10 protein-coding genes are annotated in these 12,123 nt (G+C 65.7%); 8 read left to right on the top strand and 2 right to left on the bottom strand.

The features are described from left to right. The first annotated feature begins 125 nt into the window (after window positions 1-125). Both IC535_RS03695 and IC535_RS03690 read left to right on the top strand, forming a co-directional pair. The gene (locus IC535_RS03695; RefSeq protein WP_228886642.1) at window positions 126-1,316 is read left to right on the top strand and encodes a CaiB/BaiF CoA transferase family protein; all 1,191 of its coding nucleotides are present in this window, start codon (window positions 126-128) and stop codon (window positions 1,314-1,316) included. A 151-nt stretch (window positions 1,317-1,467) separates the two neighbouring features. Then, the gene (locus IC535_RS03690; RefSeq protein ID WP_228886643.1) at window positions 1,468-1,830 is read left to right on the top strand and encodes a glycine zipper 2TM domain-containing protein; all 363 of its coding nucleotides are present in this window, start codon (window positions 1,468-1,470) and stop codon (window positions 1,828-1,830) included. An 82-nt stretch (window positions 1,831-1,912) separates the two neighbouring features. Here IC535_RS03690 and fabR read toward each other — a convergent pair whose 3' ends face one another. Next, complete coding sequence (fabR, locus tag IC535_RS03685) at window positions 1,913-2,578, bottom strand: HTH-type transcriptional repressor FabR (RefSeq protein WP_228886691.1); 666 nt, start codon at window positions 2,576-2,578, stop codon at window positions 1,913-1,915. A 92-nt stretch (window positions 2,579-2,670) separates the two neighbouring features. On the opposite strand from fabR, the gene IC535_RS03680 reads away from it, so the two are divergent. The 6 genes from IC535_RS03680 to IC535_RS03655 all read left to right on the top strand — a co-directional run bounded on the left by IC535_RS03680 (window position 2,671) and on the right by IC535_RS03655 (window position 10,984). Next, complete coding sequence (locus IC535_RS03680; RefSeq protein ID WP_228886644.1) at window positions 2,671-3,747, top strand: ferredoxin reductase; 1,077 nt, start codon at window positions 2,671-2,673, stop codon at window positions 3,745-3,747. A 2-nt stretch (window positions 3,748-3,749) separates the two neighbouring features. Next, window positions 3,750-4,880 carry a fatty acid desaturase family protein gene (locus IC535_RS03675; RefSeq protein ID WP_228886645.1) on the top strand — a complete coding sequence of 377 codons (1,131 nt, stop codon included), beginning with the start codon at window positions 3,750-3,752 and terminating at the stop codon, window positions 4,878-4,880. A gap of 94 nt (window positions 4,881-4,974) precedes the next feature. Continuing rightward, the gene (locus tag IC535_RS03670; RefSeq protein WP_228886646.1) at window positions 4,975-6,012 is read left to right on the top strand and encodes a cation diffusion facilitator family transporter; all 1,038 of its coding nucleotides are present in this window, start codon (window positions 4,975-4,977) and stop codon (window positions 6,010-6,012) included. Window positions 6,013-6,092: 80 nt separating this feature from the next. Beyond that, on the top strand, window positions 6,093-6,842 hold the full coding sequence (gene gpmA / locus IC535_RS03665) for a 2,3-diphosphoglycerate-dependent phosphoglycerate mutase (RefSeq protein ID WP_228886647.1): 750 nt from the start codon (window positions 6,093-6,095) through the stop codon (window positions 6,840-6,842). 329 nt (window positions 6,843-7,171) lie between these two features. Then, entirely contained in the window at window positions 7,172-8,746 is a 1,575-nt protein-coding gene (locus IC535_RS03660; RefSeq protein ID WP_228886648.1) for an N-acetylmuramoyl-L-alanine amidase, read from the top strand. 141 nt (window positions 8,747-8,887) lie between these two features. Beyond that, on the top strand, window positions 8,888-10,984 hold the full coding sequence (locus IC535_RS03655; RefSeq protein WP_228886649.1) for a M13 family metallopeptidase: 2,097 nt from the start codon (window positions 8,888-8,890) through the stop codon (window positions 10,982-10,984). A gap of 575 nt (window positions 10,985-11,559) precedes the next feature. On the opposite strand, the gene IC535_RS03650 is transcribed toward IC535_RS03655, so the two are convergent. Continuing rightward, complete coding sequence (locus IC535_RS03650; RefSeq protein ID WP_228886650.1) at window positions 11,560-12,081, bottom strand: hypothetical protein; 522 nt, start codon at window positions 12,079-12,081, stop codon at window positions 11,560-11,562. Window positions 12,082-12,123: the final 42 nt, after the last annotated feature.

Genomic DNA, 12,123 nt, shown 5'->3' with positions numbered 1-12,123 from the left:
TGGCGGCGGTCGGCGGGCCGCCGGCCGCGCAGCGTGTTTTTTGTCCACCCAGAACATAGCCACGCGATCTGTTTCTTCCCGCTGCCCGGGAGGAAACTTCCATCAAGGTATCGAGTGCATTGACCATGACCGCAAGCAACCGCAGTTCTCCCTTTGCCATCGCCCAGCGGGAGGGCGCCAGCGGGCCGTTGAGCGGCATCCGCGTGCTGGACCTGAGTGCCTATATCGCCGGGCCCTATGGCTGCACGCTGCTGGCCGACCAGGGCGCGGAGGTGATCAAGGTCGAGCCGCCAACCGGCGACAACCTGCGCCGCTATCCATCCACGCTGGAGGCCGAGAGCCGCGCGTTCCTGGGCGTGAACCGTTCCAAGCGGGGCGTGGTGCTGGACCTGAAACAGCCCGACCAGCGTGCGGTGCTGATGCGCCTGGTGCGCGAGGCCGACGTGCTGGTGCACAACTTCCGGCCCAGCGTACCGGCCCGGCTGGGCATCGATTTCGAGAGCCTGCACAAGCTCAACCCGCGCCTGGTGTACTGCTCGGTCACCGGTTATGGCGAGCAGGGGCCGATGAAGGACAAGGCCGGCTATGACCAGGTGCTGCAGACCATGACCGGCATGTGCACGATGCAGGGCAAGGCCGGCGGCGCCCCGGAAATCCTGTATGGCTCGGTGGTCGATTACTACGCCGCCGCGCTGGTGGCCGCCGGGGTCTCCTCGGCGCTGTACGAGCGCGAGCGCAGTGGGGAAGGCCAGCTGGTCGGGGTGTCGCTGCTGCGCAGCGCACTGACCATGCAATCGGCGCGGATGATCTGGGCCGAAGGCGAGCCGGCGGCGGTCGGCCGCGACATGCGTTCGGGCGGCGTCACCGGCATCCATCCCACCGCCGAGGGGCATCTGTACATTTCGGCCAATACGCCGCGCTTCTGGCAGGCGCTGTGCGCCAGGATCGGCCTGCCGGCACTGGCCGACGACCCGCGCTACGACACGGTGCGCAAGCGCGCCACGCACGCCGAGGTATTGCTGCCGCTGCTGCACGCGGCGCTGGCCACGCGCAGCGCGCTGGACTGGGAAGCCCTGTTCGGCGAAGAGGTGCCGTGCGCGGCGGCGCGCCAGATCGAGGACATGTTCGACCACCCGCAGGTACTGGCCGAGGACATGATCGCTGCGTTGCCGCATCCGCTGCTGGGCAGCTACCGCGGCATCACCCGCCCGATCGTGTTCGGCCGCACGCCCGGCCCGGAACCGTTCGCCGCGCCGGTGTTCGACCAGGACACTGCGGCGGTTGCCGCGCTGCTGGAGCCTGTCGGGGGTGAATGATCCCGCCGGGTATCACCGCGAGCCGAACTGCAGCGTGTCCGCCACCTGAACGCAATACGCGCGTTGACGTGGCGTGGACAGGATTTCACCGCCCATTGCACCGCATGGGCGGACACTCCACCCCTGTCCTGCAAGTTGTAAGGAGAACACCATGAAACCGACCCAACGCATGTTGTGCATGGGCGCGCTGCTGGCTGCCTCGTTCGGCGCGGTGGCGCAGAGCTACGGACCTCGGGACGAAGGCCGCCGCTTCAACGACGGCAGCAAGGTGGTGTGCAAGAACGTGGAAGTGCAGCGCAACAGCCGCGATCCCAACCGCATCACCGGTACCGCCACCGGCGCGGTGGTCGGTGGCCTGATCGGCAACCAGGTCGGCGGTGGCAACGGCAAGAAGCTGGCCACGGTGGCCGGCGCGGTAGCCGGTGGTGCGGTAGGCCGCAATGTGCAGGGCAACCACCAGCAGAAGAGCGGTGACCGGGTAGTGGAACGCCGCTGCGAGCGCGTCTACCGCTGAGCCATCGTGCGGTGCACCGTTATCCCACAACGCCGGCCCATGGGCCGGCGTTGTGCGTATATGCGGGCCTCGCCGCGGCTGCTCAGCGCGTCGGTGGGTTCCCGGCGATGGTGCGCGCGCCGGTGATGATCATCCGCAGCATCTGCGACAGCTGTTCGATCAGTTCGGCGTCCTTTTCCTGCGGCTGGTCCACGGCGGTGGCGCCCATCGCGAACACCAGCCGGGTGATCGCCTTGGAGGCCAGCGCCGGTTCGTGCAGCACCGCGCCGCCATCGGCGGCGGCCAGCCGGATCAGGTCCAGGCGCAGTTCGTCCTCGAAGTAGTTCAGTTCGCGGTCGACGGCCTGTTTGAACGCGTCCGAGCCGGCGCTGCCTTCGCGCAGCAGCACGTGCAGCAGCTTATGGTCGGCGCGCAGCTGCTCGAAGAAGGTCTCCACCGACAGCCGGATCACGCTGCGCTCGGAGGAGGCCGCGCGCTGGCGGGCCTCGCCGATGATGGTGCGCAGCGAACGCCCGGCCAGGTCGATCAGCGCCACGGTCAGTTCGTCCATGTCGCGGAACTGGCGATAGAACGAATTCGGGGCGATCCCGGCCTCGCGCGCCACCTCGCGCAGGCTCAGCGTGGACACGCTGCGGTGCGGGCCGATCAGGGCCAGCGCGGCGGCCAGCAGGTCGTCGCGCGAGATCGAGGCTTTGCGCGCCGGATGGGCATCGTCGGCGGCGGACAGGGGCAGGTCTGGGGAGGTCATCGGGGGCAGGGCGGTCAAGTCCCTGAATCATAGCCCGTCCATTCAATATACAACTGTATACACGCATGTATGTGCGTGCGTATAGTGGTTCCATGAGCGCCAAACCCCGCCCGCCGGCCCGCCGCCGCAACCCGATCTCGCCCCGTCACTGGGTGTCCGAGGAGCTGTTCGACTTCTGGGCCGGGCGGCTGCATCCGCTGTGGACCCTGCGCCGCCCCCGCGCACGGCTGGTTTCCCGCGAGCCGGCCAGTGCCGACGCGGTCACCCTGGTACTGCGCCCGAACCGGCACTTCCGTGGCCTGCAGCCCGGCCAGCACGTCACCCTCGGGGTGGACGTGGATGGCCGCCGCCTGTCGCGCAGTTACAGCCCCACCCGGCTGGCCGACGGCACGCTGGCGATCACGGTCAAGGCCATCGAAGGCGGCAAGGTCAGCCAGCAGCTGGCGCATCGGGCCGTGGTCGGTGACAGCTTCGAACTGGGCCAGGCATTCGGCGAAATGACCCTTGCGCCCAGCGCCGGGCAGCGCCTGCTGTTGCTGGCCGCGGGCAGCGGGATCACCCCGATGCGCGCGCTGCTGCGCCAGCTCGATGCGGCCGGCATGCCGGGGCAGGTGGACCTGGTGTACTGGGCGCGGCGTCGCGAGGAACTGTGCTTTGCCGACGAACTGGCCGCGCTGTCGGCGCGCCATCCGAACCTGCGCGTGCACCTAGCTCTGACCCGCGACCCGCACGCCGTGTCGCCGCGCGTGGACGCCTACGCGTTCGATGCACTGGGCGACCTCCTTGCGGCACATGTGCTGGTGTGCGGCCCGGGCGGCTTCGTCGATGCCGCGTGCGCACGCCTGCAGGGCACTGTGGCCGCGCTGCAATCGGAAGCCTTCACCCCGCCGGTGTTGCCCGACGCGGAAACCGGCACCGTGCAGGTGCAGCTGCGCCGCAGCGGCCGCACCCTGGCCCTGCCGCGCGGCACTTCGCTGCTGCAGGCGCTGGAGGCCGAAGGCCTGCGCCCGGCCAGCGGCTGCCGCATGGGCATCTGCAATACCTGCGTGTGCGGCAAGGCCTCCGGGGTCACCCGCCACACCCTGACCGGCGAGTACGCCGATGAACCGGCCACGCAAGTGAAGCTGTGCGTCAACAGCGCCAGCACCGACCTGATCCTGGAGCTCTGACGATGTCTTCCGTGCAAAACCGCGCGCTCTCGGCCGCCGACCTGCAGTCCTTCGGCGATGAACTCGATGCGCTGCGCGCGCGCCAGCTGGCCACCTTGGGCGCGGCCGACGCGCGTTACATCCGCCGCGTAGTGGCCGGGGTGCGCTGGACCGGCGTAGCCGGGCGCGCGCTGCTGTTCCTGGGCGCGTTCGTGCACAGCGTGCTGATCCCGGCGTGGATCGCCGGCGTGGTGCTGCTGGCGCTGTCCAAGATCCTGGAGAACATGGAGCTGGCGCACAACGTCATCCATGGCCAGTACGATTTCATGGGCGACCCGCAGCTGCAGGGCAGCACCTACGAATGGGACATCGCCGGCACCGCCGACAACTGGCGCAAGACCCACAACTTCCGCCACCACACCTACACCAATGTGCGCGGGCTGGACGATGACATCGGCTACGGCCTGCTGCGGATCTTCCCCGAACAGCGCTGGCGCCCGTTCTACCTGATCCAGCCGGTGGTGGCGGTGGTGTTCGCGCTGCTGTTCGAATGGGGCATCGCCATCCAGGACCTGCGCCTGGGCCGGGTGTTTGCCGGCAAGATGACCTTCAAGCAGCTGCGCGCGCAGTTCCGCCCGGTCGGACGCAAGATGGGCGGGCAGGTGTTCAAGGACTACCTGCTGTTCCCGGCGCTGGCCGGTCCGTTCTTCCTGCCGGTGCTGCTGGGCAACATCGTGGCCAACCTGATCCGCAACGTGTGGACCTACGTGATCATCTTCTGCGGCCACTTCACCGCCGACGCGGAAACCTTCCCCAAGGACTGCGTGCGCGATGAAAGCCGCGGCCACTGGTACCTGCGCCAGCTGCGCGGTTCGTCCAACCTGACCGGCGGCAGGCTGATGAACCTGATGTCGGGCAACCTCAGCCACCAGATCGAACACCATTTCTTCCCGGACATTCCGGCCAACCGCTACGCGGCCATCGCAGTCGAGGTGAAGGAGATCTGCGCGCGTTACGGCCAGCACTACAACACCGGCTCGCTGCCCCGGCAGTTCGGCCAAGTGATGTGGCGGATCGTGCGCCATGCATTCCCCAGCAGGCCGCGGCGCGCAACCCCGGCTGGCGCACCTGCGGCCGTGCCGCAGCAGGGCTGAGCGCCGCCGCGCCGGCCTGCAATGTTATAAATGACGTAATAGTCTCCCCGGCGCTGCCGCAGTAGCCTTGCCCCATTGCACTGGAGCTGTTGCCATGGGTCACGACCACAATCATCTGCCAACCGAAATCCGCCACGAGAAACCCCTGTGGTGGGCGCTCGGGCTGACCACCACCTTCCTGCTGGTGGAAGTGTTCGGCGCGTTCTGGACCAACAGCCTGGCGCTGCTGTCCGATGCCGCGCACATGGCCACCGACACCCTGGCGCTGATGATCGCGCTGGTCGCGGTGCGGTTGAGCCGGCGCCCGCCCGATGCCAAGCGCACCTATGGCTACGCGCGGCTGGAAGCCTTGGGCGCGATGATCAACGGCGGCATGCTGTTCGTGGTGGCCGGCTACATCCTGTGGGAAGCCGTGCAGCGCTTCCGCGCGCCGCAGGAGATCGCCTCCACCGGCATGCTGGTGATCGCCGCGATCGGGCTGGGCATCAACCTGGTCTCGATGCGCCTGCTGCAGGCCGGCAGCGGCGAAAGCCTGAATGTGAAGGGCGCCTACCTGGAAGTGTGGGCCGACATGCTCGGCTCGGTGGCGGTGATCATCGGCGCGCTGCTGATCCGCTGGACCGGCTGGAAGCCGATCGACCCGATCCTGGCGGTGCTGATCGGCCTGTGGGTGTTGCCGCGCACCTGGGTGCTGATGCGCGAGGCGATCAACGTGCTGCTGGAAGGCGTGCCCAAGGGCATGGACATCACCGCGGTGCGCAGCGCACTGTGCGCGCAGCCGGGGGTGGTCGATGTGCACGACCTGCACGTGTGGGCGCTGGCCTCCAGCACCCCGGCGCTGACCGCCCATGTGGTGATGGCCGACGGCGTGGACGCCGATGCGCTGCGGCGCGCGCTGGGCACGGCCCTGCATGAGGGTTTCGACATCGACCATGTGACCCTGCAGATCGAGGCGGACCATTGCGGTGACAGCTGCAGCGTGGGCGGCCCGGGTGCCGGCCATGCGCATGCCGGGCATGACCATGACCATGCGCATGGCGCCGATGGGCATGCCCATGCGGCATCCAGCGCCGATACCAGCCGCCGCTCGCGCCCCGATGCGCAGGGCCATCACGGCCATCCGCACCCCTGACCGGCGCCGCCGGCGTGCAGGGCGGGGCAGGCTTGCCGCTACAATGCGGGCCTGCCTTGCCATCTGTCGGAGATACTGCAGTGACCCGGAAACTCGTACTGTTGCGCCACGGCCAGAGCCAGTGGAACCTGGACAACCGCTTCACCGGTTGGGTGGACGTGGAACTGACCGAACAGGGGCGCGCCGAGGCCGCCGCCGCCGGCCGCCTGATGCGCGAGGAAGGGCTGCAGTTCGATGTGGCGCACACCTCGGTGCTCAAGCGTGCCATCCACACCCTGCAGGGCGCACTGGCCGAGCTGGACCAGGACTGGCTGCCGGTGAGCAAGAGCTGGCGCTTGAACGAGCGCCACTACGGCGGCCTGCAGGGCCTGGACAAGGCCGAGACGGCTGCCAAACACGGCGAGGACCAGGTCAAGATCTGGCGCCGTTCCTACGACATCCCGCCGCCGGCGATGGAGCGCGAAGATCCGGGCCACCCGATCCACGACCGCCGCTACGCCGGGCTGGACCGCAATGCGCTGCCGGGCACCGAGTCGCTGGCGACCACGCTGGAGCGCGTGCTGCCGTACTGGTTCGATGCGATCGCCCCGCAGCTCAAGGACGGCAAGACCGTGCTGGTCACCGCCCATGGCAATTCGCTGCGCGCGCTGTACAAGTACCTCAACGGCGTCTCGCAGGAAGCCATCCTGGAGCTCAACATCCCGACGGGCATCCCGTTGCTGTTCGAGCTGAACGACGATCTCACCGTGCAGTCGTTCCGCTACCTGGGCGACCCGGAAGCGGCACGCAAGGCCGCCGAGGCCGTGGCCAACCAGGGCAAGGCAAAGTAATCACGAAAGGCCGGCGCAAGCCGGCCTTTCGTTTGTGGCTTCGCCCATTTTCTCTTGCGTGACCGGCATTGTCGGCAAAGAGGCACAAGTACTACAGTCTCCTCCGCAAAATTCCAGAATGCTCGCGAGGTTGCCAGCCGCTCTGAGACCGCATGAGTACGCATTGCCGCTTTGAGCCAAGAAGCTCGGCCACGGAGCGGTGGCAATTGCGACACACTCTTTCAGGGATTGGATGTTGAATAGGTATTGCATTGAGAGAATTGATTGCCCTAACCCAGCGACCCGCTGCTAGGCTACGAGTGGGGATTATCTGGGCAAAGGAGATGCAGATGTCTGTTACAAAAGGCAAGGCGATGGCCTGTATAGCCACAGGCTTGGCTCTCGCAGTTGCATTGACCACTGGCGCTAGCGCCCGGCCATTGCCGCTACAGGAATTAGGCTCGCGGCCCTCCGTGGCCCAAAGTACGACAATATTTTTCCAGCTTGAGCCGGAACTGCAGCGGTTTGTTGATCGGCAAGAGAGGTTGCCCGGCCAAGAGTCGCGTGTGGTGGTTAGAATCAGCCCGGAGCCGGCTACGGGAACGATCTGGGTGGATCTCGATTCTGGCTATCTGCCCAGAGGGCAAGCGGCGTTCTCTGAAGATCTTGGCGACAAGATTGGGGAGATCACGGATGAACTGTCCAGCTATCTGTCTGGAATTGTCGAGTTCAAGTATGTGCGCGCAAGAATTGGGGGGAAGACGCTCGATGAATTATTTCCTCCTGAATACCTAAAAGAACGCAAGGGAAAGCGCAGTGGTATGGCTCCCGTCCCCGGCCTGGTTGTATTGAATCCCGGGCATGGCAAGTACCTCCATCATGCGGACAGCACGTGGCGTCACCAGCGTCCTGAGCCTTACGCCGGTACGGCGGACGTGTACGAAGACTTGGTCACGCCTGGTTACTCCTCGGTGCTAGCAGCATGGCTAGGCCATAGAAGCAGTGATATCGCCACGGACATCCGGCACACTCGAGCAATTTACGAGGCAGGAATAGATCCGGAAAGCAATCTTCCTTGGTCGGAACTGGCTGCGCGCTACCATATTAAAAGACTTCATCCGGATCTTGGTCCCGCAATCTGGAATCTGTTCCCGAATGGCGTGCCGGACCGACCCGATAGAAAAAATCTTCGCGAGTATGACGAAGATCTTGTGGCCCGTCCCAAGTACGCCAACTATTTGAATGCAGAGGTTCTTATATCCCTGCATACGGATGCGGGCCCTCCCACCGCGCGGGGCGCTTCGGTAATGACCAAGTTGGGTGACGCACCGTCCGTGCAACTCGCCAATAACATCCTTTGCTACATGAGGGAGCAGATCCAAGGGCAGGAAGATTACTCAGACTTCGTCATCCGTCCGAACCTTGGAGATGGCAGCAGGAAAGCAGAAGTGCGTGAGGCAGCAATGACCACTGCCTTGATCGAGATTGGGTTTCATACAAACATGGAAGACTCGGTTGCACTTCGAGACTCGGCCTTCCGTTCTGCGGCAATGCGCGGTGTGGACAAGGGGTATCGTACGTTCAAACGTGGCGAGACCGATTGCAGACCTTTGACGATTACCGATGCCCCGCCCGTCACGGGCCCACACCTGACCGAGATTCCCTATGTATTGCAGTTCTCGGGCACGCCTGCTTACCCGATCTATCTTCGCAGCAAAATCGTATCTTGTCCTCCTGATTATCGCTGCGCGCAGAATTCCCAGCAGTTTGCGTCGCCCGGCAGCACTCCTGGAACCTTGAGCGGCATCGCCAAGTGCACCGTGGTCAGGCCGATTCCGGGGAGTGTCATTGTTCTTGATCGCTATCTTGAAGATTCCGATGGTGTCCGAAGCCCGATGGTGCGTACTTCGATTACCTGCACCTGATGAGCCAGTAAGAAAATTGGGTCATTGCGGGTTGGTGTCGTCGCATGTGACCTTTGGCCGGTCCCCCATCGCGCCCGCCGCGCTACGCTGCCCGATTGCCCGTGACCCGGGTGATGCATCCATCTGTAGCCGGAGAGTCGAATGAAGTTTTCCAAGCTGGTCCCGCTGGGCCTGACCGTCGCCATCGCCGCCTCGCTGGCGTCCTGTGGCAAGACCGATACCGCGCCTGCGGCGACCGCCGAGGCGCCCACGCCGGCCTTCGACCAGTCGCAGCTCAAGACCGCGCTGATCTCGCTCGACAGCGCCGACCTGGATCCGGCGATCGCCGCCTGTACCGACCTCAATGGCTTCGTCAACAGCAAGTGGCTCAAGGCCAACCCGGTGCCGAACGACCAGACCACCTGGGGCAGCTTCGAGATCCTGCGCGAGCGCTCGCTGGAAGTGCAGCACGCCCTGGTCCAGCAGGCCGCGGCCGGCAAGCCCAAGGCGGGCTCGGTGGAAGCAAAGATCGCCGATATCTGGAACACCGGTTCGGATGAAGCCAGGATCGAGGCCGCCGGCATCGCCCCGCTGCAGCCGCAGCTGGACAAGATCGCCGCGCTGAACGACACCGCCGCCATCACCCAGTACCTGCGCGACAGCCAGGCACAGGGCCAGGGCGTGCTGTTCTCGCTGTTCGCCAATGCGGATTACAAGGACTCGGCCAACGTCATCGCCTACGTCGGCCAGGGCGGGCTGGGCCTGCCGGAGAAGGGCTACTACTTCGACGACGCGCAGGCCAAGATCCGCGACGCCTATGTTGCCTACATCGCGCAGACGCTGACCCTGTCCGGCGTGGATGCCGCGCAGGCCAAGACCCAGGCCAAGGCCGTGCTGGATTTTGAAACCCGCCTGGCCAAGGCGTCGCTGTCGCGCATCGAACTGCGCGACCCGGCCAAGCGCTACAACCCGCTCAGCGCCGCCGACGCGGACAAGCTGACCCCGAACTTCAGCTGGACCGCGCTGTTCGACACCTTGAAGGTGCCGGCCGCGCAGAAGTTCTCGCTGGCCCAGCCGGGCTTCTTCACCGAAATGGACAAGATGCTGGTCGACGTGCCGGCCAGCACTTGGCAGGCCTACCTGCGCTTCCACACCGTCGATGACGCCGCGCCCTACCTGAGCAGCGCCTTCGAGAAGGCCAACTTCGACTTCTACGGCACTACCCTGCGCGGCCAGAAGGAAATGCAGCCGCGCTGGAAGCGCGTGCTGGAATCGGTCAACGGCGCGATCGGCGAAGGCCTGGGCCAGCTGTACGTCAACGCGGTGTTCCCGGCCGAGTCCAAGGTGCAGATGCAGCACCTGGTGGAGAACCTCTCGGTGGCGCTGAAGGCGCGCCTGGAGAAGCTGGAATGGATGAGCGAGGACACCCGCAAGAAGGCGCTGGAGAAGTGGGCCAGCTTCACCCCGAAGATCGGCTACCCGGACAAGTGGCGCGACTGGTCCGGCTATGCGACCAGCGCCGACAGCTACCTGGGCAACATGCAGGCCGCCCGCGCGTTCAACTACCGCTTCATGCTGGACAAGATCGGCAAGCCGGTGGACAAGAGCGAGTGGGGCATGACCCCGCAGACGGTCAATGCCTATTACAACGCGACCAAGAACGAGATCGTGTTCCCGGCGGCGATCCTGCAGGCGCCGTTCTTCGACGCCAAGGCCGATCCGGCGCTGAACTACGGCGGCATCGGCGCGGTGATCGGCCATGAAATGATGCACGGCTACGACGATTCGGGCAGCCAGTTCGCCGCCAACGGCAACTTCGACAACTGGTGGACCGACAGCGACCGCAAGGCCTTCACCGGCCGCACCGACCAGCTGGTGGCGCAGTTCGACGGCTATGAATCGTTGCCGGGGGTGAAGGTGAAGGGCAAGCTGACCCTGGGCGAGAACATCGGCGACCTGGGCGGCCTGACCGTGGCCTACGACGCGCTGCAGATGGCGCTGAAGGAAGACCCGAAGGCCAATGTGGCGGTGGACGGCAACAGCCAGGACCAGCGGTTCTTCATGAACTGGGCCACCGTGTGGCGCCGCAACTTCACCGAAAGCGAGCTGCGCGTGCGCCTGAACACCGACCCGCACGCCCCGGCCAACTTCCGCGCCAATGGCGCGCCGTCGAACATGCCGGCGTTCGCCAAGGCGTTCGAGTGCAAGAGCGGCGATGCGATGGTGCGCGCCGACGACAAGCGGGTCGTGATCTGGTGATCGCAGCCGCTTGAGCGGAACGAAGAACCCGGCGCATGCCGGGTTTTTTGTGGGGCGTCGACCGGGGCGGCCGGTGCGTACGGCGCACGCGCAGGTAGGGTTGGATCCCAATCAACTGCCGTGGGCGGGTCAACGCCCTTTGACGCATGGAACTGGATCGGAAAAACGTCCACTCCGTTCACCGGTCATGCGTTCGTCGCACGTTGCACGATGGTCGGCAGTCGATCGGGGTCCGAACCTACCTTGGTCAGTGCGTTTGTGGCGGTTCGATGGTGACGCGCTTGCCGGAAGGTAGGAACGCGCGCATCCGCGTACGGCCGAGCAGGCACGTCGGCCTGCTGCTGGTAGGGTTGGATCCCAATCAACTGCCGTGGGCGGGTCAACGCCCTTTGACGCATGGAACTGGATCGGAGAAACGTCCGCTCCGTTCACCGGCCATGCGTTCGTCGCACGTTGCATGATGGCCGGCAGTCGATTGGGATCCGACCCTACCTCGGTGCGCCCGTCGTTTGTGTGGCGGTGCGATGGAGCCAACCCCACCGGTGTCCCCCGGCTGCGTCCGGGGGACGATGGAATCAATGCCGCTGCAGCTGGATGCCGTGCTTGCTGGCGTACGCGCCCTGGGCCGCGTCCAGGGCCTGCATTTCACCGTCGATACGGTTGCCCACGGCCTGCAGCTTCTCGGCCAGCGGCATGATCTGCGCCTTGTCGTAGCCTTCCGGCAGCGCGGCGATTTCCAGCAGGATGCCGAACATCTCGTCCGAACTCTGCACGTAGGTGCGCAGCTTCTGGTGCACGTCCTTGGCATCTTCGGCCGGCGGCATCTGGTCGATCATGCCCAGGTACTGCTTCATCTCGGCGCGCGCGCCCTCCAGCCCGGACTTGAACGTGGCCAGGCCCTTGCCTTCGCCCAGCGCCTTCTGCAACTGCTCGCCACGCGGGCCGATGGTCCACTGCTGCACGGTGGTGGCCGTACCGTTCCACAGCGCCACGTTCTCGGTCAGGTACTCACTGGCGGACATGCCACTGCCGCCGCCGCTGCAGGCGCCGAGCAGGGCCAGGCCGGCGGCCAGCAGCAGGGTTTGGAATCGTTTCAAAGCAACTCTCCTTGTCGCGGGCATAGGAACAGGACAATCCCC

Source organism: Stenotrophomonas rhizophila (assembly GCF_020857975.1).
In the GTDB taxonomy this organism is placed as follows: Bacteria; Pseudomonadota; Gammaproteobacteria; order Xanthomonadales; family Xanthomonadaceae; genus Stenotrophomonas; species Stenotrophomonas rhizophila_C.
This window is presented reverse-complemented; position numbering and strand designations above follow the sequence as displayed.